This window comes from Paenibacillus sp. FSL H7-0331 (genome assembly GCF_001956045.1).
This window is the reverse complement of record NZ_MRTH01000006.1, coordinates 162,400-188,296: the sequence shown is the minus strand read 5'-3', so window position 1 is coordinate 188,296 and position 25,897 is coordinate 162,400. Positions and strand designations below refer to the sequence as shown.

Below are 25,897 nucleotides of genomic sequence, written 5' to 3'. Positions count from 1 at the left end.
GTCATCTGTACCCATTATACAGCAGATATAGTTAGGTCTTGTCAAAAAAATGGTTGCTAGGATCACAGCTCCAGCAATCTTGCACCATCAAATAAAAAGATATATTTCCCCTTCACTGGCCGTTTCCAGATCGTTTCCACTGCGTTCGCATACAATTCGATTTGCTGTCTATGACGCTCTTTGATCATATTTACAGAAGTTTCACTGTCATCTGGAACACGGTCCGTTTTGAAATCAATCAGAACAAGGCCGTCTGCTTCTACAAACAAGCAATCAATCATACCCTGCAGCAAAACGATGTCCGATGACTGCGATTCGGATGAATCAGAGTCTGCATAGGCCTCATTGGCAGGAATTCCATAGCTGAAGGGAACCTCACGATATACCTCGGACGAATGTAAAAGGCGTTGTCCCACATGGCTGCGAAAGAAAGCTGCGATGACTTCTGGCTCCACCACTTGACTCTGCTCGTCTGTGATTAACTCTCTCTGTACCATATCATCCAGAGTTTCCTGCACATCCTGAATCGAAGGTTCGTGGGTGATAGGAATATGCTGCATCACAGCATGAAACACGGTACCACGCTCTACTGCATTCATTTTCTTCTGCTCCATAAATCGCGGACGCCGAACAATGACTGGCTGATAGACCGGGTTTATCACTTCCGCTGCCTCTGGATAAAGCGTCTCACCGGATTCATTGGCCAGCAGGCGGATATGCTCGGACTGCCGTTTCAATTCAGTGACAGAAATTTTTGAAGGCAGTGTGGACGCTTGGGCTTCAGGATATGTCCATGCCAGTTTATGCGCAACTTCATATTCCCAATACTGTCCTTCTTCTACATGCTCTAATCCAAGTACGGATTGCTTTTGTTGTTCATCGACAGCTGCTGTAACGGCCGCTTGGGCATGCGCGGCAGCATGCTCCGGTCTAATGATCTGCACCTGCCACAAGGAGGTTTCCTTGTTCATAAATTCAGGCGGCTTGTTGCTAATACCCGCTTGATGACGCAGTGATGCCCCGCTCGGATGGCGCATGATCGCTGGTCCGATCCAATCCATATATGAGCGCGCACTAGAGACAGCGGAATCTGGCAGCAGCAGCTTATCATGATCCACATACCGTGACCACTGATGCAGCAGCTTGTCTGCCCCTTTGATCGTAGCCAAAATATACAGCTTCTCTCGTGCACGGGTTAGGGCTACATAAAGCACGCGCATCTCTTCAGCGATCATTTCCATACGCTGCTTGCGCCTGATAGCGAGCCAAGGCAGCGTGGGATAGCTGATTCTTGCTGCTGAGTCGGTAAACTTGGGTCCAAATCCAAGGTCCTTATGAACCATAAAAGCCTCAGTCAGGTCGCGCATATTGAATCTTTTGGACATTGCCGCACAGAAGACAACAGGAAATTCCAAGCCCTTGCTTTTATGGATCGACATGATCCTCACCACATTTTCCTGTTCACCGAGAGCTCGAGCGGTACCAAGGTCTCCCCCATTGTCCTTCATCCGTTCAACAAAACGCAGAAACCGAAACAACCCGCGAAATGATGTTGCTTCATATTGACGGGCACGATCATACAATGCCCTTAAATTGGCTTGACGCTGCTGACCACCGGGCAGCCCAGCAACAAAATCAAAGAAGCCGGTAACCCGGAAAATATTCCAGATCAAATCTGCCAATGCGCCGTGTCGCGCCTCTTCCCTCCAACCGTCCAAAAGGGCCATAAAAACGCGAAGCTTGTTTTGCAAGTCTCTATCCATCGCAAGCTTTCCGCCAGGTCCGGATTCATGTGCTCCCTCGATCGCATACAAGCACATCGCTTCGTAAAAGGAGCCCTGACTGCTGGCAATGCGGATACACGCGAGCTGCTCTGTTGTCAATTGAACGATTGGCGAGCGGAGCACGGAAGCAAGCGGAATATCCTGAAAGGGATTATCGATCACCTTCAACAAGGATAACACGACCTCGACTTCCATCGCGGAAAAATACCCTGTATTCAGCTCTGCATAAGCAGGAATCCCCTGCTGCCGCAGCTCTTCAATCAGAACGGGAGACCACTGCTGGGTCGCTCTAAGCAAAATAACGATGTCCCGATAAGTCACATCTCGCGGACCCTTCGCCGATTTGTCAAATACCTGAAAAGTACCGTCGCCGGTCTGTCCAAGCAGTTTATGAATTTGAGCCGCAATCATTCTTGCTTCAAGCTGTACCGTCTCCATCTCACGCGCCTCTGCGGCAAGGTCGATTCCAGCATCCGTATCGTACCCCTCAGTCAAACCGTCTGAGCCCTGATCTGACGCCCCCGTTTCCTGATCCGCATCTTCCGTCGCTCTCGATGCTTCAAGATCCTCAGAGCGGTCTATAAGCAGCAGCTCGATGGCTTCCGAGCCATTCGTCTCTGTGTTCCATTCCGGGTAATAATCAGCTCCATATTTAAGCTCAGCCCGGTCATCATAGTCAATTTCACCAACTGCTTCACCCATGATATGCTTGAATATATAGTTGACTCCATTCACAACAGACGTACGACTGCGAAAATTACGGGCCAAGTCAATACGCTGTCCCGGGACGGTATCATCACTTGGATAGTTTTTATACTTCTCCAGAAACAGACCAGGCTCCGCCAACCGAAAGCGGTAAATACTCTGCTTTACATCTCCGACCATAAACCGATTGCCTGGCAGCTCACGTGATATAAAAGCAACAATCGTTTCCTGCACACGATTCGTATCCTGATACTCGTCCAGTAGCACCTCGACATAACGATCCCGATAGCCTTTAGCAATCTCGGACGGTCCAATTCCTCCGCTTACCGGATCTACATCCGACAGCAGCTGTAAACAAAAATGCTCCAGATCCCCAAAGTCAACAAGCCCCTTAGCCTGCTTGGCAGCCTGATAGCGATTGCCGAATTCAATAACCAGTTCCACCAAGGCACTCATTAAAGGTGCCAGCACCAGCAGCTCTTCCTCATATTGCTCGGTTGTTCGGCTAAAAAGCTCCTCAGTCAAATCGGACAGCTGATCCTTGGCCTTGCTTCGTAAATCCTTGACCTGCTCCTGCAGTTGCTTGTCGTAATCGGAGCCCTTGCAGGGCTTGAGCTTCCCAAAGGAAGCGCCTTGAAAAGACTTGTAGAGGTGTTCCCACGAGTAATCAGCGACCTGCTGCAGATAAGCTATGGCTTCCAGATCCTCATGCAAATTCAATAAATAAGGTGAAGGTCCTCCCGGCTGCTCAGCCAAATGGATTGCTTCCTGCAGCAGTGCGGATATTCCCTCCAGCTCCATTCGAACCGAAACCAGCAGCCCTGGAATCCAAGGATTAGGTGTATCCGCACCCCTATTGAACATAGCTGCGGTCTCCCTCAACCATCGTTCAGGCCAAGGATGACTACGCGAATCATCGTATAGCTTCTGCACGAGTCGATAAAGCGCATCATCCGTTTTCTCCCCGCTAAACCACTCGGCCAGCTTCCAAAAATCACTATCCTCTGTCGAGCTGCCATATTGCTCCTCGAATAATTCCTCTATCAAATCCTGACGCATCAGGTCACTTTCAGTTTCATTGGCAATACGAAAGCCCGGGTCCAGTCCGACCTTCTGGTAATGAGTGCGAATCACCTCCAGGCAAAAGGAATGAAGTGTCGTTATCGACGCTCTTCCCATTAAGGCCAGCTGTCTGCGTACATGATCGGAGCCGGGGTTACGCTCCAGCTCCTTTTCCAGAGCTTCGCTAATCCGATGTCTCATTTCTGCAGCAGCAGCATTGGTGAAAGTCGCTACCAGCAGCCTGTCTACATCAACCGGCTCTTGCTCTGATGAAATGCGGCGGATGATCCGTTCAACCAGTACCGCGGTTTTGCCTGAACCGGCTGCTGCTGCAACGAGCATGTCATGCCCATGTATCGAAATGGCATCCCATTGATCCTCCGTCCACGAGGTTCCTTCTGGTTTTATGGTTCTATTGATCATCGTTCACACCTTCTTTTCCTTGTAGAGCTTCAGGCTGCTTCATAAACGGCTCAGCTCCGACATCTTCCTGCTCCTGTATATCGATCACTTGCTTGGCTTTCGTCCGTCGGAAGGGTACTACATGCAGATCACCTTTTGCCTCCAGCCTTTCGTTCATCAGCTCCAAGGCACGATCTTTAGCGACAGGCAGCAGGAGCTTGTACTCATTGGCTTCGAATTGAGTATCGAATTGACATACTGATTTATAGGAGCAATGCGTACAGGCCTTGTCCACACCCATACGATACGGCTCAATTCCGACATCACCGCCAGTCATGGCGCTACCAATCCCTTCAATCGTATGGCGAACATAATCACGGAGTGTATTCCACTGCGCATCGTCGGCAACAGAGGAAGATTTATAAAAGCTTCCATCTTTTTTGAGTGCGACCGGAATCAGCTGTGAGTGCCCGCTGGCTTCAATCAACCCACCGTCCATCAGCGTTGCTGTTTCGGCATCAGCGCGAAGCAGCCCTTTCATTTTATAACGTTTACGGAGCTCTTCATCGGCTTTTTCGGTTGAAATTCTGTTCTTCATCTGCAACAGCGGGTTATGTACGTGAAAATACAGCACGCCTGCCGGCTTGGCTTCTATACCCAGCCATGCTTTGGAGTGGGTAAGAATAACGTCCAGATAAGTCAGCATTTGCAGCGATAGGCCATAATACACCTCTGAGAGCAGCAGTGCGGTTGGACTCGATTTATAATCTATGACGCGTAGCAGCGTCCCCTGCTCTGTGTCTGCGCGGTCTACTCGGTCTATTCGACCTCGCACCTCCATATGTATACCATTGGCAAGCTGATACGATAAAGGAGGTATGGTCTGTCCCGTTCCGAATCCAATTTCCAGACCCACTGGCTGAAACTTTCCACGTCGTGCGTGCTCACCCAGCATCATGGCAGCCCGACCCACAACCTGCTTAAGCTTGCGGGCGATATAATGATGTCTATTGGAGCTGAGCAGGATTTCACTTTGTAATCGAGGAGCCAACAAATCCACCACATTGCCCGCCAGATTCATGCAATCCTGAGAGCTAAGCTCTCCCCAATCACTGCCTTGGTTCGACACCTCTACGGCAAACGAGCTAAGCGCAGCATGAAACAGCTGTCCGATATCCGGTGATTCCAGCCGATGAATACGGCGCTCCTGAAGCTTCAGGCCATGCGATGTAAATTGTGAAAAAGGGCAGGCAACAAAACGCTCCATCCGGGACACACTCGACAAAATATGCTCCCCATACAACATTCTGCTTGTTGTCGGACTTAATGTCTTTGCCTCATTAGTAAACTGCAGCGACTGCATCAACGCTTTTAACCGTCCGCCCCATTCTGGTTGCTCAATAAGCCAATTGTAGACGGCCCACCAAACCGGCGGCATCGGCTCTCCGTTCAGCCAGGACTTAAGCTTGGCAAGCAAATAGCTGAGAGCTTTGGATGGATGCTCCACATATTCCAATTGTTCCTTCATGCTCATGGTCCCAATCGGCTCCATCACAAGCAGACGCTCCCCTACAAAAGGAAACATTCGCTTCATCTGCCTAATAATTTCTGAGGGCAGCAGTGTTTTCCCTTCCTCGTCAGCCAGTGGATAACTGAGCCACAAGCAGCTTGAAGGCGTGCAAAATGTACTGTAAATCATGAACATTTCATCGAGCAGTCGACGACGTGCACCATCTGCCATCATCAAGCCCTGGTCGGACAAGGATTCGCGTTCGTGCTCGGACAGAACCCCATTCTCACTGATTTTGGCTGGAATAATTCCTTCGTTAACACCCAGTACAAATATATGCTTAACGGCTCCTGTTCGGGTACGATCCATGTTTCCGATCAGCACCTGATCCAGTGATGGAGGAACATGTCCCAACCGGATGCTCTCCATACCCGCCTCCAGCAAGCTTGCGAACGTTTCCGCAGATAGTTCCTCCTCTTTCAGAAGCTCAACCATCTGATCCAGCATTTCAATAATCCGTTCCCATATTTGGGCGTGCTCCCGCGCCTTCTCAGGATTTCCCTCCTGCAATGCAGCCTGACTCCAGTTCTCCAGCCTTTCGGGTACATGCAAATCGATTAGAAGCTGGTATAAGGCGGTTACCTTATCCGTAATCCGTACTGTTTTCTTCATACGCTCTTGAAAAGCATGCAGCGGTTGGGCGACGAGGCTGCGACATGCATTGATTTTGCGCAGGTGAACGGTTTCTCGATCCGTTGTTATTACATCAGGCTGCTCTACGCTTGCGCGAAGTGAATAGGTCCAAGGCTTCCCATCAAACCATCTGGCACCTTGAATGCCAAAGGCAAGCACATAATTTTCTAATTGATCGAGTTCGTGGCTGCCCAGCTGCTCAGAGCTGCTTTCACCCTCTATCGGCAAAAAGAAGCCAGTTTTCACACAACGAAACACAGCATCGTATTTCCAATAATGCAGAATAACGTCCATCGAAGAACGTATCAGCTCTACCAGTGGATGATGCATGATTGTTCTCTTGGAATCAAAGAAGTGCGGGATTCCGCAATCGTTAAAGGTACCAGCCAACAGCTCGCCGTATGCTTCAGTATTACGCAGCGTAACGGCAATATCGCGATACCGCAGTCCTCCTTCACGAACCAGCTTCAGAATATCGCGAGCAACCCCTTCCACCTCGGCTCTACGATTAACGGCCGCTGATAATTGGAGCTGCTGCTTTGGCGTTTCAGCAATCAAAATATCTCCGCGATTCATCTCGCCAGACGGGACGTAAGGCTGTTTCAGACGCTGCTCAAAGGATTGTTCCATATAAGCGAGCATCGGACTGTTCCCGTAACGAAACGGCGGCTGCGAGGGTAATACGATCGTCTCCTGCTCAACCAGGCCCAAATGATCCAAACGTTCCTTTAGCTTTAACATTGTTCTTGCTGTACGATGAAATAAGTTCAGCTCATGCAGCTTATCGCCCAGCTTATAGGCCTTATCCAGGGTCAATGTAATCTTAACGTCGCTGCAGGCGGCAGCCAGGCCTTCGATCGCCGCCATTTCCTGCGGTGTGAAGCCATGAAACCCATCGATCCAGCACACGGCGTCCTTAACATATTGAGACCTGGGAAGCTGCTCGGCCAACAGTGTCAAATAATCTTCACCATCGAGATAGGCCCGGGAAAGCTCCGCTTCGAACTCACCATATACCAGCTGCAGGTCATGCAGCTTGTCAGCCAGCATTGGAGATGCCTGACCCTCACCTGATGTCCCTGATACGAACACGGCAAGGCCTTCCGAGGTGACACAATGGCGCTTGAACTCATTAAATAAATCAGCCAATTTATCTATAAAACCCATCTGATCAGCCGAGGACTGAAACAGTTTAAGCCGTTCACGATGTTTATGTAGGATATGGTGCAACAACAGCCTTTTCCCAATATCATCAATAGGCAATCTCGCTATTCCGCCTACTTCCTGCATAATACGCAGGGCAAGCCTGCGAAAGCTAAGCACCTGAGCACGCATCGTCCCTCCAAGCTCTGGGGAAGAAGCTAATGCATACTCGGCTTGAAAAGTAGCCTGTTCCGGTACTAATAAAATGAGCGGCCTTCCGCCGGGAGATTCAATTAATTGATGGGTCATGCTGCGCAAGCAATATGTACTTTTGCCAGTGCCAGCTCTGCCCAGTATAAATTGCACAGCCATGTAATTCTCCTCCTAAACCTCTACAACCTCTGAAAGTGCGCTGATCATGTTCTGTTCATTATTGCCGTTCTTTTCATTGTATCAAAATTTGGTGTCATACCAAAAGGGATCTAATGGATGTATTATACCACACGAGCCCAAATAAGAACATTTGTTCCTATTATGTGAAAATAAAAGCCCCGCTATCCTTATCAGAGGACACGGAGCTATATATTTAGCTTTATTTTCCAACCTACAAATCTTTTCTTTGAAATATCCACATCCCAAGCCCCAGTGCAGCCAAGGTATAACAAGCCGTGTACAGTAAAAAGAGGTTTGTGGGCTCCTGACCGAACCCGAATGGTCCCAGGGATTGATTAATATTCATCAAACCCGTTATATCCGATAAAGAAAACATTTCAGACAGCATTCGCTGTTGAATGGAATCCGCTGGCATCACCAAGGACATCAGCCCCGCTATCGTTTTGAGTGGCTGTAGGGAAGCATCTCTACGCAATAAGCTTCCGGACACCTTCTCAATCATGCCACCCAACCAACCCGCACCAAACAGCATGGTCATAAACACACCATTGCCCAGTGCGGAAAATAGACAAGAGCCAAGCATAGATACCGATACCAGCAAGGGTACTACCCATGCAAAAAGCACAAATGACTTCACAAGCAGCAGCCAATCCAAAGGAATTGCTGCGTGGTAACGCGCTACGAGCATGATAGAAACAAATAGCAGAAGGGCGTAACCAATCCCCAGTGTAACGTAACCGATCCATCTGCCTGCGTACCAGCGCCATCTGGCTAATGGCCGTGGCAGTAGAGCAAGCAGCACACCTTGCTCTGCTTCTCCTGCTACCGAGGAGAAGGAGCTGAATATCGATAGAAAAGCGGTTACGAAGGAGCCAAAGAAAAATCCAAGCGCAAGAATCATGGAGCCCAGCTTGAAACGTTCGATCAGATAAGAGACCGATTGCTCAGAACCGCCTCCATTTGTCCGCAAATCTGCGCCAATCGTTTGCGCTACGAACCAAAAGGCTACCATGAATACCGTAGTCATCAGTAAAGTTAATAGCATCACACGCTTGCGCAGCATTTCTTTCCAGGTCATAGCAATAATCGTTGTCATATGTGCTCCCCCCTATGACTGATTCCGGTGAGCGCACCGACAAACCACTCGTCCAAACGTGCTTTCACTTTATGCACTTCATATAAGGTCAGCCCTTGCTCGACGACCAGATTGTTCAACCAGCCGATCTGCTCGTCGTCCTCGAGCTCTGCTTCCAGCCAAACGATATCACCCTCTGAATCCAAAGGGTTGTCCACCTTCACGATAGACAATCCTGTGTTCTCCACAAGCCACGTTAAAAAAAACGGCGTAAATCCGCCGACGCGAAAGCGCCAACGGATCGATTCCTGAAGAACCTCTGCAACCGTACCTGTCTGCAAGATGTCACCATTATTTAATAAGGCAACCCGGTCACACAACAACTCCACATCCTCAAGTAAATGCGAGTTGAGAAAGATTGTTTTCCCCTGACTGCGCAGCCGCTGCAGCATCACCCTTACTTCATTGCGGCCTATCGGATCCAGTGCCGAAGAAGGCTCATCCAGAAAAATAATCTGTGGATCATTAATCATGGCGCATGCCAAGCCGAGCCGCTGCTGCATGCCTTTGGAATAATGTTTCACACGGTCTCGTCCACGAAGACCAATTCCCACTTCATCAAGCAATCGTTTGATAGCAGGCTTTGCTTCCGAATCCTTCATACCACATAGTCGGGCATGAAGCAGTAATACTTCCTCTCCGCTCAGCCATTCCTGATAGCGGTACAGCTCTGGCAAATAACCGATATGCCTGCGTGCCTCCAGAGAGCCAATAGGCTCTCCGAGAATAAATGCACGACCACCACTTGGACGAATTAATCCAACCAGCATTTTAACAAATGTACTTTTACCAGCTCCATTCGGACCGAGGAAGCCGAATGCCTCACCCTGACCGATCTGAATCGTAATCTCACGGCAGCCGCGGCCGTTGCCGTAGTCCTTCGTTAAACCTCTTGCATCCACAACCGCATTTTTCATAATTGAGTCAGCTCTGTTAGTTGATCAAGCAGGGCTTGACGGTTTGCAAATACTTCTTGCCCACCACTCAATGTATACAATTGTCCATTTTTCACCCAGGTTGCCATATAATAAACATATTTCCCTGAGCTGCTTGTCGTCATAATGATATCCAGGTTATTCAGCTTTAATTTCTCCGATTGACCATTAGTCACGACTGGCAGCGGAACCGCTCCTCCACTTAATACATTCGTTTGCTGCAGGCTCTGCTTCAGACTATCTGGCAAAAGCGGGAATTGAAGCAATGCATCATAGGCCTCTGCAACAGGGATTGTCGGATCTACTGTGATAACCGGCACTGGCTGTTGTGAGAAGGAATAACCTGGTTTATCTTTTATACTTGTATGAATATGCACCGATTCACCGATATCAAGCGTGATCGGCTTACCGTCGATCGATTGTGGAAGCAGCTTTTTTGCTCCGAGACGAAGCATGGTTTTGTTCACTTCATCTACCTTCAGCTTGAGTGTAATGGCATTGGACGGCGAGATATACAGCTTTTGCTCCTTTGCATTCCAATCCTTTGGAACCACGATACTACGTCCGAGCAGCTTGGAAGCTTCAACAGCAGTTAACTCACCCGATTTATTGCCTGATACCTGTGTGAAATCACCAAACTTATTGGCGGATTCACGTGTTTCCCCATTCGTAGCGTTGTAAAACAGCTGCTGCAGATCATTTTCATTAACAACGGTAACCTGCTGCATGCGAAATTTGTTCAAAATGGATGCGAGTGCCTCATTTCCTATAGGTGTAGCAATAACGCCAACCAGCAGGCATGCGGCAGTTGCGATGCAAATTCTCTTGTTATTACGGCGTATCCAGCTGCTGAAGACTCCTGCACGATTATGCACCTTTCGCTCCTCAGTTGTTAGCTTGGCATCTGAATCATTCAATACGGGTTGGCTCGACTTAAGTGGCGTATGAATCGTCTTGCCTGCTCCTAGTATCTGAGTCTGTTGTGCGTCCAGCTCACTCACTGCTGCAGCTTCCTCGGTACGATCAGCCATAGCTCTTTGCCCTAACAACAGCCATTGCGGTTGTTCTCCCTCTTCTTTAAGGGAGGCTTGCAGCCTCTCCCAGGCAGCGCTTGTAAGTTTCTCTTCGTTCTTCGGATCATTCGCTATAGTTGGTTTCAATCTTGTCAACAGTTTTCGCCTCCTTGGCAGTTCACATTTCCGATCATCGCTTGTACCCATCATTGTTTATCGATGATCTTTTAACTTCTGTCAGATTTGCGTACGTGCTTCAGCATGTCGTTTAAGCTTGGCGGTTGCCCGGTTTAACAATGTTCCTACGAGCGGTGGGTTCACCTGAAGCTGCTCAGCTATTTCAGCATAGCTGTATCCGGAATAGCGAAGCAGCAGTGCATTGCGGTCACGCTCAGGCAGCTGGTCCAACCAATCACGAACTTCCTCCTGATCCAACTGTCGAATAAATGTCTGTTCGTTGGATGCACCCAGTTGTTCGGCAGTCTGCATGTATTGCTCCTGCTTTTCCTGAAGCTTCCGCTCACGCGCTTGTTTATTCAGATGGTCGTATCCAATACGAGTCAGCACCCGATGCAGCCAGGCACCGATAACTTGCGGCTCCTCCGGTGGATTGCGATATAATCTGAGAAAAACCTCCTGTGCCAAGTCTTCTGCTATAGCTTCGTCACGCACGAGCGCCACCAGCTTTCGACGCACTGACGGATAATGAGTATGAAAAACTTCTTTAAAGTAATCGTTTGTAGGATGTTGCAATCGATTATCCTCCTTTCAGCTGCAGCTATATATAAGACGAGTACCAGGCTTATTTTGTATCAAACTTCAAAAATTAATAGAAAAAGTATCGCCTAACGACAAACAGACTGCTCTGTCAAAGCGCAGCCTGTTTCAAAATTATAGTAATCTATCCTTGTTATTTATTCATTTGAGATCCATACGGTTTTCTCTTCATAAGACACTCTTTTACCTGTAAGCTGCGGCATATCCGGGTAACCAATATAGATAAGTCCTACCAGTTCCTCCGACTCCGTAAGTCCAAACGCCTGCTTCATACGATGATGATACATCGGATCCCCTGAACGCCAAATGGTGCCTAAACCCAAAGCATGAGCAGTAAGCAACATATTCTGAGCGGCTGAATGGGCAGCAGCAAATTCCTCTATCCGACTAACCTTCGGATCCACTGAAGGGGAGACGGCAATGGCGATTACAAGAGGAGCACGAAAAGCTTTCGCTCTCGATTTACTGCGAATGGATTCCAGCTCCTCTGGCCCAAGCCCTTGAGCTGCCTCTGCAGCAATATCCGCATAAGCCTGACCCAACACACCTCTGCCTTCACCTGTTAATACAAAAAAACGCCAAGGCTCTGTAGCGTGATGACTGGGTGCCCAGGAAGCTGCTTCAAGTAATAATTCGATCTTTTCCCGTTCAACCGGGTCCTGCTTAACCCTACCGATACTGCGCCGTTCTCGAATGGCTTCCCATATATTCATCGAAATTTCTACTGATTGTTTCACAATAAACCCTCCCTTAATAGGTAAATCACGCTTGACAAGACCTTGATTGGCTCCATGAAAGACATCAGCCGATTTCATTTGAGAATGATTATCAATATAATCTATTATATAAGCCCTATCCACACAATTCAACCGTTATCTCCATTTACAAGCTGGCGAGAACGAGCTTACCTATTTTGACAGGCAAAAACCGCCGCTTTTCTGAAAGAAAGCGACGGCTTGTCGGTGAAGCTTATCTACTTCTCACTTCAAAGATGGCAAATTTCAAATAATGACCTTCATCTACACCTAAGATCCGCGGATGATCCTTGCCTGCTGCCCGAAATTCGATCAACCTGAGGACCTTCTTCGCGTCTACTGCCGCGGCATGTATAGCTTCAAGAAACAAATCGGGCTTCATATGATAAGAGCAGCTGGCTGTAACGAGATATCCGCCTTCATTTACGAGCTTCATGCCATGCAGATTAATATCCTTATATCCCCTGATTGCACCCTCGACTGCAGTTCTTGTCTTGGCGAATGCCGGAGGATCGAGAATGACTACATCCCAGGTTCTACCCCCAGACTGCAGCGGCTGCGAGGTATCAAGCTTCTTGCGATCTGCAAGAGATCTTTCCTGCCGCTCATCCAATCCCTTAGTCTGTGTACGCAAATATTCGAATGCATCCGCGACCACGAACTCCACGCGATCCTCGAAACCATTGAGTCTGACATTGCTTCTGGCGCTTTCTATCGCATGCTCGGAAATGTCGAGGCAGGTTACTTTCTTGGCTCCATATTTGCAGGCATTCAAGGTAAAGCTGCCCGTATGAGAAAAGCACTCCAATACAGTTGCCCCGTCCCAGAGCGGGAAGGTTACAGCTTTCCCATTTGCATTAACTGGCATCTTCACTAACGCGCCCGAGCCATCCGGATCGGGTACATCCTTCAATTCGATCCCACTGCGCTTACCCCAGCCGACCATGAGTGGCGCAATTGCTGCTCTATTTTCACGCTGGTCAAAGAAATAGCCGGTTTTTTGGCCTTCCATAATGTCAATCTCCAAGCTCAGCCCATTTTCCGTGATTCGAACATGCCTTGGACATTCGCCATATAGTAAGCCCTTTTGCTGCTTCAAGCCCTCCAGTTCGCGAACAGACACATCGCTGCGTTCATATATTCCCGAAGGCTGAACAACTTCGACCAGGGCGGAAATAATCGCTTCGCGTACAAGATCCATTCCCAGTGTCAGCAGCTGCACAACAAGCACATCCTCGAAACGGTCCACGATCAGCCCAGGCAGTCGGTCCGCTTCTCCATACACAAGCCTGTATGAGCGTGCGTCCGGCACAAAACGTTCTCGATGCTCCAGACAAATTTTAAATTTATCAACAAAAAAGGCATGCGTCATGGCCTCCAATGGCTCATAGGAAACAATCCGCACTACAATTTGCGAAGTCGGGTTCCAGTAGCCAGTAGCCATATATTGACCGTTATGCGTATGTACAGAGAGCAATTGACCTGCAATAGGATCACCTTCTGTTCGTTCCACTTCGGATTGAAAAATCCACGGATGTCCCGCTTCAAGCCGTCTTTTACGTTTTTTATCCAAATATACGGCAGCCATTCGGGGCCTCCTAATCATTATAAATTAATAAGTAGATGAGCTCGAAGTACCTTTCATAATCGCAACGCCAGAGCTTGTTCCTAAGCGGGTTGCTCCTGCATCGATCATGCTCAGGGCTGTGGCTAGATCACGAACAGCGCCAGAAGCCTTCACTCCGATGGACGCTGATACATTCGCACGCATCAAGCGTATATCCTCAGTGGAAGCACCACCAGGACCGAAACCGGTCGAAGTCTTTACATAATGCGCTCCAGCTTCTTCAGAGAGCCGACAGGCTGTGATCTTTTGCTGCTCATTCAAATAACCGGTCTCAAAAATTACTTTCACAATAGCGCGACCTTCTACTGCCTTCACCACGCCGCGAATGTCCTCACGAACCGCTTCCTCATTACCTTCGAGCAGTTGCCCTACCTGAAGCACCATATCGATTTCTGACGCACCGGCCTCAGCCGCTTGAGCAGCTTCGTAAGCCTTGACTGCCGGATTAGTGGCGCCTAACGGAAAGCCGCATACCACACTGACACGCACATCGCTGCCTTCTAGTAACTTTTTACACAAAGGTACCCAAACCCCGTTCACACAAACGCTGTAAAAACCATATTCCAGTGCTTCCTCACACAGCTTGTATATAGCTGCAGATGTGGCGTCCGCCTTCAAAAGTGTATGATCGATATATGATGGCAGCTGCATCAGATCAAACTTCAGTCCTTCCATTTCACTCATTCCATCCACCCCGATTTCTTTTAAATTAAAAAGAAAGATTTCACTCTTATACCAGAATGAAATCCCTCGTTCATGCTGCACTTCAATTTAAACGATAGCCCGAGCTATTTCCGGTATAAGTATCTGTTCCCCGCGGCATTCGTTGACACCAGCCTCAACAATCTTAACCTGACAAATACGCCCTATTGAATCCTTGCTGCCTTCAAATACGACCTGCAAATAGTTGTCCGTGTAGCCCATAATGATGGAATCTGCCCGACCTTTATTGCCATTCTCCGGTATCACTTCCAGCACGTGACCCACGAATTTTTGCGCATAGGTTAATTGCATCTGCTCCGACAAATCGATCAGCTCGTGTACACGAGTGTTTTTCAATTCCTCTTCAACCTGGTCCTCCATGCGAGCAGCAGGTGTTCCTGTTCTTTGGGAATAAGGAAATACGTGCATTTCGGAGAACTGCATCTTCTCCATAAATCTTTTGCCATTCATGAACATCTCGTCTGTCTCACCTGGGAAGCCGACAATAACATCCGTGGTTATTGCGACGTCCGGCATAATTTCACGAATCCGCTTGATCTTCTCACCAAACTCAGCCGTCGTATATTTGCGGCGCATTCTGGCCAACACCTGATCGTCACCGGCTTGAAGCGGAATATGCAGGTGACGGCACATTTTGTCTGAATGCTTCAGTACATCCAGTACCTCATCCGTGATTTGGCTGGCTTCAATGGAAGAGATACGAATGCGTTTGAGACCTTGCACCTTGTCCAGATCCCAGAGCAGCTTGGCCAGACTATAATTCTCAATATCCTCACCGTAACCGCCCGTATGAATCCCTGTCAGCACAATCTCCTGATAACCTGCATCAACCAGCATTCTCGCCTGCTTCAGTACACTCTGAGGCTCCCTGCTGCGCATGAGTCCACGCGACCAAGGGATAATACAGAACGTACAGAAGTTGTTGCAGCCCTCCTGAATTTTTAAAAAGGCTCTTGTGTGATCTGCAAAATCCGGTACATCCAGCTCTTCGAACTGGCGGGTTTTCATAATATTGCGCACCGCATTAATCGGCTGACGCTCCTGAACCAACTGCTGCACATACGGAATGATTTTATCCCGATCCTGTGTCCCAATAACCAAGTCAACACCCGGTATCGCCAAAATTTCCGCAGGAGAGGTTTGCGCATAACAGCCTGTTACTGCAACAATTGCTTCTGGATTACGGCGAATCGCGCGTCGGATCATCTGTCGGCTTTTTTTATCGCCCGTGTTGGTTACCGTACAGGTATTGATCACATATATATCGGCGGACGCTTCAAAATCAATCTGCTCATAGCCTTCGTGCTTGAATAGCTGCCAGATCGCTTCCGTATCATAAAAATTCACTTTACAGCCTAATGTATGAAATGCTACTGTAGGCATTCTAATTTCCTCCCATCTCGCCGGATTCGTACAAAATACAAGTTAATCCGACCATTGCTGCCGTTTCTGTTCGTAAAATACGTTTGCCCAGGCTGATCGAACGACACCCCGCCGCTTCCGCTGCTTCAACTTCTCGTTCACTAAAGCCACCCTCTGGTCCTACGATGAGCATTAGCTTTATTTTACCAGTGGGAGTTTCTGCTTCCTGTCTGCTTGCCAATGCTGCTTGAATCTGCTGCCTAAGCTGCAAGCCATTTTCCTTCTCATAACAGATCCAGGCCGCATCCGCCAAACCAGCCTGCTGAAGTAAAGCTTTCCAGGTTAAAGGTGTGTCAACCACAGGTACACGGTTGCGATGGGCCTGCTCGGCCGCTTCCTTGGCAATTTTTTGCCAGCGTTCAACACGCTTACCTTCTTTCTTAGCATCAAGCTGAACCACAGTCCGCTCCGATATAAAAGGAATGAAACGGGCAGCACCGATTTCCGTCCCCTTTTGGATAACGGTTTCCATCTTGTCGCCCTTGGGTAAGCTCTGAGCGATCCATACCTCTACGTTCGCCTCATGATTCATCGATAATAGTTGTACAATATCGGCTGTTACCTGATCTTTATCCAACTCGCGAATACGCACCAGTGCCTCACGGCTCTCACCATCGCTGACAATGACCTGCTCGCCTTCTTTTGCACGCATCACTCTAACCAAATGATGAGCGTCATCGCCGGAAATCGTAACCATGGCTTCAGTAAATTGCTCAGGTGCAATAAAATAACGCTGCATGTGCTTCTCTACTTTCTATTATTCAAAATATCAACCTACATCATACTATGATTGTCCGCAAAAATCTACACACTTCACTCACTGCTGATCACGGACGGAAGCTACATGCGCAGCACACCGCCCCCAAAGATATGTACGGCAACCCAATTAAAAGCAGCAAGTATAGTCCATTGAAATTCAAAAATCGGTCCAATCGTTACATTCCGAATCGGTGGTATGAAGAACATAAGCAGAATTGCATAAAACAGCCATTGCTGATAGGATCTCATTTTTTCCGCCCATGCACGCGGCAGTAAATCCTCCAAAATCCTGTAACCATCGAGTGGCGGGAAAGGAATCAGATTCAGGATAAACAGAAATATATTTTGCATAATCATCAAACTAAAAAATAACTTAATTGCTTTTACCGTACCGACTGAAAAGCCGTCAATGACATGACCCTGCAGCAGCGCATAAAATACGATTAAGCTGATGAAAGCCAACACCAAATTGCTTAACGGACCAACGAGCGACACAATAATGCCCATCACGCGCGGACTTTTGAAACGAGCCCGATTCACAAGCACCGGCTTCGCCCAGCCTACACCGATCACTAGGAAAAAAATCATCCCCAACCAATCGATATGTGACCGCGGATTCAGAGTTACCCTGCCCATAGAACGTGGAGTTTCATCTCCAAAACGGTCGGCAACTATCGCATGGGAAAATTCATGAATCGTAAAGCCGATTAATAAAACGAGGAATACAAACGGCATTTGCTCAACAGGAAACGCTAAAAAAGAACTAAAATCCATACATTCACCTACAGCTTTCTAGCTATAATAACGACCCAAGCCTGGTCCTCAATCTGTTCTGTAACGGTAAAACCGACGGCTCTAAGTCCTTGCTCTACAAGCTCCGCTTTACTGCTAATCACACCGGAAACGACATAAACGCCTCCAGCCTCCAATATATCATACACTTCCTGAACGAACAGAAGAATAATTTCAGCCAAAATATTCGCAACAACAACCTGTACCGGTACACGTACACCAAGTGCAGAGGCTTTCTCGCTATCACCTGAAGCACTCTCATTCAGCACCTGAAGTAAATCGCTTTGCTTGACCGAAATCAGATTCGTCAGTCCATTAAGCGCCGTATTATCCATAGCACTTTCTACGGCAACCGGGTCCAAATCTACAGCCAGTACATGTCGAGCACCCAGCTTGGCCGCAGCTATTGCCAATATGCCTGATCCGGTTCCAACATCAATCACATCGTCGCCCTCTTTGATCACGGTCTCCAATGCACGAAGGCATAGAGAGGTAGTTGCATGGGTCCCCGTTCCAAAGGCCATTCCCGGGTCAAGCTCAATGATCAGCTCATCCGTTTCTGGTGTGTATTCCTCCCAGGTCGGCTTAATCGTCAGCCGCTCGGAGATCCGTACCGGCTTAAAATATTGCTTCCATGCATTCGCCCAATCCTCATCATCAACTTCCTTCAATCCAAAGGTCGGATTACCCGTATCGATATCATACTCGCTTAGTTGGGCCACAGACTCTTGCAGCCTTTCCATGACGTCAGACATATCAACATCCTTGGAGAAATACCCTTGAATCACCGCAAAACCTTCCGGAATATCATTCAAAGGCCGATCATACAGCTGACCGAACGACGTATCCCGTTCCTTGTTCAACGTCCCCGACTCTTCAATCGATACGCCACCAGCACCCAATTCATGAATAAAATTTGAAACCATTTCAATTGCTTCTTCGGTTGTATACACCGTTACCTCATGCCATCGCATGTTTGAATCCTCCTTAGAGCTTTGTGTAGCAAAGCTTTCTTCGTAAGCATATATGTGAGCTTTGCATAGCAAAACGCTCGAATGCACATTGTTCCCAGTATACAACACTTCGGCACAACAAAAAAGCTTCCGTCGAGGAAGCTTCTGCTAGTTGCTAACCTATACCTAAATCACGCCACCGCCATCACGAACCACTCGTACTGCCTGCTCATAGCTTACCTCATCAATAAGTGCCGTTAAAAGGGTATCCAGCCTGCCCCCCTCAGAAGCCGTATCCTCACCTTCAAAGCCAACTGCACTCATCATGGCGGTATCTGCATTTTCTTCTTGCAGCATGTCCCATCCCGTACCTTGATTAGATAAAGGGTTCGAGCCCACCTGGTTTATTTGAATATCTTTCACCCGTAATGCCTTCAGCTTTGTAATAATACTTTGTGCTTCTGCTGCCGAATGAAAATATGCCTGCATGCTTTTTTCAGCCAACGCTGCCTCCTCCTTTCACAGAGCAATCAGTATCAGGATTCCTGACGTTGATCAGCCTCGGACGCACGTTCCGATGCAATCCTGTCATTGTCATCGGCAAATTCAGCGTTATAGTCCACATCTTCTTTTTTTGCGATCGGTAACTGATTTCTAGATGTTCTTACACTTTTTTGCTGCTTTTCCATCAGTATTGCCTCACTCTCTTCTTTCAAATTGGTTAACTGCATACCTCAGTATTGTTTACCAAGTGAGGCTAGCTATACAAAAAATAAAATACAAAAAAAGCACATCAAGCTTCAATCAGCCTGATATGCCCACTACAACTGCAGATTACCAATTTTCAAATCAATTTATGGTTATCATTCACCTAAAATAGCTTTTTTCACTTTTTCAAAAAAGGATTGATTCTGCTCGTGTGTATGTTCACCGCTTTGTCGTGAAAATTCACGAAGCAGCTCTCTTTGCTCTTCATTCAGGCTGGTAGGTGTTACAATAATCACCTTCACATGCTGATCACCTTGACCATAGCCGCGCAAACGAGGAACACCCTTGCCTTTTAAACGGAAGTAAGTATCCGTTTGGGTACCAGCAGGAATTTTCAACTTCACTTTTTCGGTCAACGTCGGAATCTCGATTTCGTCACCGAGTGCAGCTTGAGTAAACGTCAACGGAATCTCGCAATAAATATCATCATTCTCACGTTCAAAGAAATCATGAGGCTTGACACGAATCACAACATACAGATCACCTGAAGGACCGCCCTTGGAACCAGCTTCACCTTCTCCAGTAACGCGCAGCTGAGCACCATCATCAACACCAGCAGGAATGTTCAAATGAATGGTACGTTGTTTCTTCACTTTACCTGCACCATGGCAAGTTGTACATTTGTCCTTGATGGTTTGACCCTGACCATTACAAGCCGAGCAAACGCGGCGGTTGACGATTCTGCCGAACGCCGTATTTTGTACGACCTCCTGCTGCCCACTGCCTTTACAAACTGTACATGTATCTGGCTTCGTGCCCGGCTTCGCTCCATTGCCATGACACGTATCACAAGTTTCCGTACGCGGAATTTGAATGTCCATTTCCTTGCCAAATACGGCTTCCTTGAACTCGATCGTCATCGTATACTGCAGATCGTTACCGCGCTGCGGTGCATTCGGATTCCGTCTTTGTCCTCCACCTTGACCACCAAAAAACATATCGAATAAGTCGCCGAAGCCGCCGCCAAAATCAGCACCGCCTGCGCCGCCCATTCCCTGATTCGGGTCTACGTGGCCGAAGCGATCGTACTGCGCCTTTTTCTGATCATCGCCCAGAACGTCGTAAGCTTCTTTAGCCTCTTTAAACTTGGTTTCCGCATCGGCTGCTTTGTTCACATCAGGATGATATTGGCGAGCCATCTGACGATATGCTTTTTTGATCTCGTCCTGCGAGGCGTTCTTGCTCAGACCAAGAACCTCGTAATAATCACGTTTACTCATCGTTCCACTCCTATTCTTCTAACCACAAACGGAAAGTCAAAGCCTGTAAATGGCTTTGACCTTCATCTTGCCTATGTTTTTCAAGAATAAATTAAGACTTTTTGTTCTCGTCAACAACCTCGTAGTCAGCATCAACAACGTTATCTTTTTTCGCTGAATCGGCTTCGCCTTGAGCACCCGGTTGACCCGCTTGCTCTTGTTGGGCAGCTTGCTCATACAGCTTCACAGACAGTTGTTGAACGATCTCTGTCAATTCGTCAGTTGCTGCTTTGATTTCGTCCAGGTTGTCGCCTTCCAGCGCCTTTTTAACTTTTTCCTTACCTTCGTTCGCTTTGTCGATTTCGGCCTGATCTACCTTGTCGCCAAGATCCTTGATCGTTTTATCAACCGAATATACCAATTGATCTGCTGTGTTGCGTGCTTCAACAAGCTCTTTACGCTTACGATCTTCGTCAGCGTTAGCTTCGGCATCTTTCATCATACGATCAATTTCTTCATCCGACAACCCACTGGAAGAAGTTATTGTGATTTTGTGACTTTTGCCAGTTCCTTTATCCGTTGCATTAACATTAACAATACCGTTGGAGTCAATGTCAAAGGTAACTTCAATTTGCGGAATACCGCGCGGAGCCGGAGGAATATCACCAAGCATGAAACGGCCCAGTGTTTTATTGTCATTAGCCATTGCGCGCTCACCTTGAAGTACATGAATTTCTACGCTTGGCTGATTATCGGCATAGGTTGTGTAGACTTGGGATTTGGTAGTAGGGATTGTTGTATTCCGATCAATCATCTTCGTAAATACGCCACCAGCTGTTTCAATACCCAAGGACAATGGAGTTACATCCAACAATACGATGTCTTTCACATCACCAGTCAATACGCCTGCTTGGATAGCTGCACCAAGAGCTACGACTTCATCCGGGTTAACGCCTTTGGAAGGCTCTTTACCGATCAAACGTTTTACAGCTTCCTGAACGGCAGGAATACGTGTGGAACCACCTACCAGAACGACTTTATCAATTTGGTTAGCTGTCAGACCCGCATCACTCAAAGCTTGACGTGTTGGTCCTAAGGTTCTTTCCACCAGAGCAGATGTAATTTCATCAAATTTGGCACGAGTCAGGTTGATCTCCAAATGCTGAGGAACTCCGTCTACTACCGTAATAAATGGCAGGGAAATCGTAGTTGTCAATACACCAGAAAGTTCTTTCTTCGCTTTTTCTGCTGCATCCTTCAAACGTTGTACAGCTGCCTTGTCTTTGCTCAGGTCGATGCCTTGCTCTTTTTTAAATTCAGCTACCAAATGATTGATCACCAATTGGTCAAAGTCGTCACCGCCCAAACGGTTGTCACCGCTGGTTGCTTTTACTTCAAAGATACCATCGCCCAATTCCAGGATCGAAACGTCAAAGGTACCGCCACCAAGGTCATAAACCAGGATCGTATGGTCTTCGGATTTCTCGATACCGTATGCCAGTGCGGAAGCAGTTGGCTCATTAACGATACGCAAAACTTCAAGACCTGCGATTTTACCAGCATCCTTGGTTGCTTGACGTTGGCTATCATTAAAGTATGCAGGAACAGTAATAACGGCTTGTGATACCGAAGTACCCAGATAAGCTTCAGCATCAGCTTTCAGCTTTTGCAGGATAATTGCGGAAATTTCTTGAGGCGTGTAGTCGGTGCCATCAATAGATTCTTTATGATTCGTACCAATGTGACGTTTGATTGAGCTGATAGTACGGTCCGGGTTCGTAATTGCTTGACGTTTGGCCGTTTCGCCAACGATCCGCTCACCGTCCTTCTTGAAGCCTACAACTGATGGAGTTGTACGGTTACCTTCTGCGTTAGGGATAACAACGGCTTCGCCGCCTTCCATTACCGCTACGCAAGAGTTGGTTGTTCCTAAGTCAATACCGATTACTTTACTCATTATAGTAAACCTCCTAATAGTTTTTACGCCAGTAAAACACGAACACAATGACTATGCAAACAGTCCGCATACCTGCGGTTGTACTTATTATCATTGGGGCTAATCCATGTAGTATAAATCCTAAGAGCTTACTTGAACCATTGCCGGGCGCAGCACCCGATCTTTGAGCAGGTAGCCTTTTTGAATTTCACTGACAATAATACCTTCTTCATATTCATCTGATTCAACTTGCATAATGGCTTGATGGAATTCTGGATTAAATGGCTGTCCAACTGATTCCATCGGCTTCAGGCCTTCACCTGCGAGAGCCTGGTCGAGCTGACGGTAGATCATATCTACACCCTTCAAAAGTGCTTCATAATCATTACTTTCCCTGCCTGCAGCCAATGCACGTTCAAAATTATCAATAATAGGTAAAAGCTGCTCAATCACCTTTTGGGAGGCGTATTTCGCAAACTCTTCTTTCTCTTGACGGGTTCTTCTTCTAAAGTTGTCGAAATCAGCTTGTGTCCGTAAAGAACGTTGGTAATTTTCTTCCGATTGTTGGCGGAGCTGCAGCAGCTCCTGTTCTTGAGGATCAGCTTGCTCGGATTGAGCCGCTTCATTTTCAAAAGAAGTATTAACTGCTTCTTCGGTATATTTAGCATCAGCTTGTTCAGCTTCTGCGTTACCATCAAAATTTTTGTTATTTTCTGTACTCAATGTCTGTCACCTCCTTAATCAAATCTACATGACTCTATATTAACCATGCATGTGAGCTTTAAGCAAGTTTGAGCTTCCACTCACCCTGCTGACGGGTTATTATTCTTCCACACGCGGCTTCATCTTGATGACTGTATGTATACGCAGAATCGCAGCCGCAACCTCACCAGCAGCATGCAGCGCATGCAATTTCACATCAGCCGGATCGACAATGCCATATTCAAGCATATCAATGATTGCGCCATTATCGCAATTCACACCCAATGAGTCGGACCCAGAAGCAATTTGCGCTGCTTTGACTTCCTCCACCTTTTCCAGTGGATTATAACCAGCATTGACAACGATTTGGGCAAGGGGCTTACGCAAGGCCTGGGCAACGGCTGTGATCCCGAAGCCCTCCATCCCCTGTACCGTCTCACGCAGACGGTCCAATTCATACGCGGCAGATAACTCTGCAGCACCGCCGCCAGGCAAGCATCCGCCGCGCAGCGCAGCCTGCATGGCAGCCGCAGCGTCCTTGGCAATACGCAGCCGCTCGCCAACAACTTCGCTCGTGCTTGCACCAACAATGACGGTCACCTGCGCGCGTCCTCTGCCTTCGGATATGCGAACGCATTCCAGACGCTCATCGTATGACACACGACCGGCGAACCCCAGATAGCCTGCCAGCTCATTAGCCGGCTTATACAGCCCGCTGCGACGTATCGGACGTGCTCCGGTATACTCGCTTACAAGACGGAGCTCGCGGCGCGGAACCCGCTGTACGACCATGATTCGGTGATCGGTGCAGAACTGCTCCGCTTCGGAGTTGACTCCGCGATCTGCGAGAATAAGCCCAACCTTCAGCTCGAGAAGCTTGTTAAGCGACTGACGAAATTGCTCCTTCAGCTGCATCTGCTTCTGAAAGCCAGCTTCAGTCATCAGCGCTTCTTCATCGATCACTTCCGGCTCAAATGCATCCTGTATGATCAGGACCGAGGCTGGGGCGGTTGGAAAATCCGTTTGCGCATTAGCAGGTATCTTTTGTATAAGCAGCCCGGGCCATACCTCACTGACCGCTTTTTTATGTGAAATCACCACATCGGCAAAACGAAAGCTGTCTTCTTGAAGCTTATTTGTACCCAGTTGGTGAGCACCTTCAAGAATAAGCTTCGCCAAATCCGTATGCTCACGCCCTGCTATATAAGCAATCCGGTACAGGAGCGGATCATCCAGTCCATTAATCATTCGGCTGCGCCGCGCTAGAAGCTTTATCGCAGCAGCAATTCCTTCTTGAATCCCTTTGACGATTTTGGCTACCGGTACGCCCCTTGTCACCTGCGCTACACCTTCTGCCACCAGGGCTCCGGCAAGCACAGTAGCGGTAGTTGTACCGTCGCCAACATGCTCTTGCTGTGAACGTGCAACCTGTATCAATAAACGCGCAGCAGGGTGGGTCACATCCATCTTTTCCAAAATGGTTACACCGTCATTCGTAATGATGACCTCTCCCTGTGCGCCCACGAGCATCGTATCAAGCCCTTTGGGACCCAGCGTTCCCTCAACTGCAGAGCAAATGGCCCGAATCGCCCCTGCGTTGTTGAGTATAGTAGCAAACGTGTCATCGCCTTCACTTGAAATCGGCTTTACCGGATTCATTTGTACCATCGCTCCAGAACCAACGTCATATCTTTGGATAAATGAGTCAGAAGATTCATTACCTTGCCATAATCCATACGAGTCGGTCCCAAAATGCCTATCGTACCGAGATTCTTGCCTTCTATCGTATAAGAAGCAGTAATCAAGCTGCAGTCATTAATCGCAGCCACTGTATTCTCGCTGCCTATTCTCACCTGGATGCCTGCTCCTGTACCTGTAAACAGCTTCACCAAAGCGGGTGTCTCAGCCAGCAGATCGAGAATGCTTTTAACCTTTTCCATATCCCTAAATTCAGGCTGTGTCAACATATTCGTTGTCCCACCGAGAAATATCCGGTCTTCCTCACCTTGATCAAGGACGCTGTTAAGCATCGTAAGCAGTTCCTCATAGCCTGACACGTAGCTGCGCATTTCCTCGCCGATCTCTGTGTACAGCTTGGATTTAAACTGCAGTAAAGGCACGTTCTGCATACGTGCATTTAATAGATTGACGAACTTTTCAATCTCTGACATCGGTATACCTTCAGGGATTGTCACGGTTTTGTTCTCGACCTGCCCGCTGTTCGTAACGATAATCGCCACAGCCGTCCGTTCACTCAAAGGAACGATCTGTAAGTGCCGAAGCGTTGTATTGAACATCTCGGGTCCCATCACAATGGATGTATAGTTGGTCAAATTCGACAATATGGAAGCCACATGTTGAATGACTTGCTCCATTTCCTGCATTTTTTCCGCAAAAAACAGCTTTAAGACATCAACCTCTTGGTTGGCAATTCCGTACGGAATCAGATGATCCACATAATAACGGTAGCCTTTATGAGAAGGAATACGGCCTGCCGATGTATGTGGCTGCTCCAGAAATCCCATTTCTTCCAAATCGGACATTTCATTACGTATCGTAGCAGGGCTGAATCCCACATTTCCTCGTTTGGAAATGCTTCTGGAGCCAACCGGTTCTGCCGAACGGATATAGTCGTCTACGATGGCACTAAGTATTTGGCGTTGGCGTTCGGTTAGCATGTTCAACCCTCCAAAGTTATTCATAATAATG

General features: G+C 47.8%; 20 protein-coding genes. All 20 read right to left on the bottom strand.

Annotated elements, in window-relative coordinates; translation table 11 throughout:
• Positions 1 to 62: 62 nt before the first annotated feature.
• A complete protein-coding gene (gene addA, locus BK127_RS11100) occupies positions 63 to 3,974 on the bottom strand; it encodes a helicase-exonuclease AddAB subunit AddA (protein WP_076230112.1) in 3,912 nt (1,303 codons plus the stop codon).
• Positions 3,964 to 7,671 carry a helicase-exonuclease AddAB subunit AddB gene (gene addB / locus BK127_RS11095; protein ID WP_076230111.1) on the bottom strand — a complete coding sequence of 1,236 codons (3,708 nt, stop codon included), beginning with the start codon at positions 7,669 to 7,671 and terminating at the stop codon, positions 3,964 to 3,966. Before addB ends, addA begins: the two co-directional genes overlap by 11 nt.
• 232 nt (positions 7,672 to 7,903) lie before the next feature.
• Positions 7,904 to 8,788 (bottom strand): ABC transporter permease subunit, encoded by an 885-nt coding sequence (locus BK127_RS11090; RefSeq protein ID WP_076230110.1) that lies wholly within the window; start codon positions 8,786 to 8,788, stop codon positions 7,904 to 7,906.
• Positions 8,785 to 9,744, bottom strand: a complete 960-nt coding sequence (locus BK127_RS11085) for an ABC transporter ATP-binding protein (protein WP_076230109.1) — start codon at positions 9,742 to 9,744, stop codon at positions 8,785 to 8,787. Before BK127_RS11085 ends, BK127_RS11090 begins: the two co-directional genes overlap by 4 nt.
• Entirely contained in the window at positions 9,741 to 10,931 is a 1,191-nt protein-coding gene (locus BK127_RS11080; RefSeq protein WP_076230108.1) for a hypothetical protein, read from the bottom strand. Before BK127_RS11080 ends, BK127_RS11085 begins: the two co-directional genes overlap by 4 nt.
• An 81-nt stretch (positions 10,932 to 11,012) precedes the next feature.
• Complete coding sequence (locus BK127_RS11075) at positions 11,013 to 11,528, bottom strand: sigma-70 family RNA polymerase sigma factor (protein WP_076230107.1); 516 nt, start codon at positions 11,526 to 11,528, stop codon at positions 11,013 to 11,015.
• A 161-nt stretch (positions 11,529 to 11,689) separates the two neighbouring features.
• Entirely contained in the window at positions 11,690 to 12,265 is a 576-nt protein-coding gene (locus BK127_RS11070) for a nitroreductase family protein (RefSeq protein ID WP_076230290.1), read from the bottom strand.
• Positions 12,266 to 12,521: 256 nt separating this feature from the next.
• Positions 12,522 to 13,895 (bottom strand): class I SAM-dependent rRNA methyltransferase, encoded by a 1,374-nt coding sequence (locus tag BK127_RS11065; RefSeq protein WP_076230106.1) that lies wholly within the window; start codon positions 13,893 to 13,895, stop codon positions 12,522 to 12,524.
• Between the two features lie 24 nt (positions 13,896 to 13,919).
• Positions 13,920 to 14,609 (bottom strand): deoxyribose-phosphate aldolase, encoded by a 690-nt coding sequence (gene deoC, locus BK127_RS11060; RefSeq protein WP_372237350.1) that lies wholly within the window; start codon positions 14,607 to 14,609, stop codon positions 13,920 to 13,922.
• Positions 14,610 to 14,705: 96 nt separating this feature from the next.
• Positions 14,706 to 16,040, bottom strand: coding sequence for a tRNA (N(6)-L-threonylcarbamoyladenosine(37)-C(2))-methylthiotransferase MtaB (gene mtaB / locus BK127_RS11055; protein ID WP_076230105.1), 1,335 nt, complete (start codon positions 16,038 to 16,040; stop codon positions 14,706 to 14,708).
• A gap of 1 nt (position 16,041) precedes the next feature.
• The gene (locus BK127_RS11050) at positions 16,042 to 16,818 is read right to left on the bottom strand and encodes a 16S rRNA (uracil(1498)-N(3))-methyltransferase (protein ID WP_076230104.1); all 777 of its coding nucleotides are present in this window, start codon (positions 16,816 to 16,818) and stop codon (positions 16,042 to 16,044) included.
• 101 nt (positions 16,819 to 16,919) lie between these two features.
• Positions 16,920 to 17,612 (bottom strand): site-2 protease family protein, encoded by a 693-nt coding sequence (locus tag BK127_RS11045; protein ID WP_076230103.1) that lies wholly within the window; start codon positions 17,610 to 17,612, stop codon positions 16,920 to 16,922.
• An 8-nt stretch (positions 17,613 to 17,620) separates the two neighbouring features.
• Positions 17,621 to 18,604, bottom strand: coding sequence for a 50S ribosomal protein L11 methyltransferase (gene prmA / locus BK127_RS11040; RefSeq protein WP_076230102.1), 984 nt, complete (start codon positions 18,602 to 18,604; stop codon positions 17,621 to 17,623).
• A 165-nt stretch (positions 18,605 to 18,769) separates the two neighbouring features.
• On the bottom strand, positions 18,770 to 19,087 hold the full coding sequence (locus BK127_RS11035) for a hypothetical protein (RefSeq protein WP_076230101.1): 318 nt from the start codon (positions 19,085 to 19,087) through the stop codon (positions 18,770 to 18,772).
• A gap of 32 nt (positions 19,088 to 19,119) precedes the next feature.
• A complete protein-coding gene (locus BK127_RS42970) occupies positions 19,120 to 19,272 on the bottom strand; it encodes a YfhD family protein (protein ID WP_076230100.1) in 153 nt (50 codons plus the stop codon).
• Positions 19,273 to 19,446: 174 nt separating this feature from the next.
• Positions 19,447 to 20,571, bottom strand: a complete 1,125-nt coding sequence (gene dnaJ, locus BK127_RS11025) for a molecular chaperone DnaJ (RefSeq protein WP_076230099.1) — start codon at positions 20,569 to 20,571, stop codon at positions 19,447 to 19,449.
• 91 nt (positions 20,572 to 20,662) lie between these two features.
• Positions 20,663 to 22,507 (bottom strand): molecular chaperone DnaK, encoded by a 1,845-nt coding sequence (dnaK, locus tag BK127_RS11020; RefSeq protein ID WP_076230098.1) that lies wholly within the window; start codon positions 22,505 to 22,507, stop codon positions 20,663 to 20,665.
• Positions 22,508 to 22,627: 120 nt separating this feature from the next.
• Complete coding sequence (gene grpE / locus BK127_RS11015) at positions 22,628 to 23,209, bottom strand: nucleotide exchange factor GrpE (RefSeq protein ID WP_076230097.1); 582 nt, start codon at positions 23,207 to 23,209, stop codon at positions 22,628 to 22,630.
• Between the two features lie 99 nt (positions 23,210 to 23,308).
• Positions 23,309 to 24,847 carry a TCP-1/cpn60 chaperonin family protein gene (locus BK127_RS11010; protein WP_076230096.1) on the bottom strand — a complete coding sequence of 513 codons (1,539 nt, stop codon included), beginning with the start codon at positions 24,845 to 24,847 and terminating at the stop codon, positions 23,309 to 23,311.
• Positions 24,844 to 25,866 (bottom strand): heat-inducible transcriptional repressor HrcA, encoded by a 1,023-nt coding sequence (gene hrcA / locus BK127_RS11005; RefSeq protein WP_076230095.1) that lies wholly within the window; start codon positions 25,864 to 25,866, stop codon positions 24,844 to 24,846. Before hrcA ends, BK127_RS11010 begins: the two co-directional genes overlap by 4 nt.
• Positions 25,867 to 25,897 lie beyond the last annotated feature (31 nt).

Coding starts and splice junctions, on each gene's coding strand:
- BK127_RS11090 (WP_076230110.1), bottom strand. CDS start 8,788: ATGACAACGATTATTGCTATGACCTGGAAAGAAATGCTGCGCAAGCGT.
- mtaB (WP_076230105.1), bottom strand. CDS start 16,040: ATGCCTACAGTAGCATTTCATACATTAGGCTGTAAAGTGAATTTTTAT.
- BK127_RS42970 (WP_076230100.1), bottom strand. CDS start 19,272: ATGGAAAAGCAGCAAAAAAGTGTAAGAACATCTAGAAATCAGTTACCG.
- dnaJ (WP_076230099.1), bottom strand. CDS start 20,571: ATGAGTAAACGTGATTATTACGAGGTTCTTGGTCTGAGCAAGAACGCC.
- addB (WP_076230111.1), bottom strand. CDS start 7,671: ATGGCTGTGCAATTTATACTGGGCAGAGCTGGCACTGGCAAAAGTACA.
- BK127_RS11045 (WP_076230103.1), bottom strand. CDS start 17,612: ATGGATTTTAGTTCTTTTTTAGCGTTTCCTGTTGAGCAAATGCCGTTT.
- BK127_RS11010 (WP_076230096.1), bottom strand. CDS start 24,847: ATGAATCCGGTAAAGCCGATTTCAAGTGAAGGCGATGACACGTTTGCT.
- BK127_RS11050 (WP_076230104.1), bottom strand. CDS start 16,818: ATGCAGCGTTATTTTATTGCACCTGAGCAATTTACTGAAGCCATGGTT.
- hrcA (WP_076230095.1), bottom strand. CDS start 25,866: ATGCTAACCGAACGCCAACGCCAAATACTTAGTGCCATCGTAGACGAC.
- dnaK (WP_076230098.1), bottom strand. CDS start 22,507: ATGAGTAAAGTAATCGGTATTGACTTAGGAACAACCAACTCTTGCGTA.
- addA (WP_076230112.1), bottom strand. CDS start 3,974: ATGATCAATAGAACCATAAAACCAGAAGGAACCTCGTGGACGGAGGAT.
- prmA (WP_076230102.1), bottom strand. CDS start 18,604: ATGCGATGGCATGAGGTAACGGTGTATACAACCGAAGAAGCAATTGAA.
- BK127_RS11085 (WP_076230109.1), bottom strand. CDS start 9,744: ATGAAAAATGCGGTTGTGGATGCAAGAGGTTTAACGAAGGACTACGGC.
- BK127_RS11065 (WP_076230106.1), bottom strand. CDS start 13,895: ATGGCTGCCGTATATTTGGATAAAAAACGTAAAAGACGGCTTGAAGCG.
- BK127_RS11070 (WP_076230290.1), bottom strand. CDS start 12,265: ATGAATATATGGGAAGCCATTCGAGAACGGCGCAGTATCGGTAGGGTT.
- deoC (WP_372237350.1), bottom strand. CDS start 14,609: ATGGAAGGACTGAAGTTTGATCTGATGCAGCTGCCATCATATATCGAT.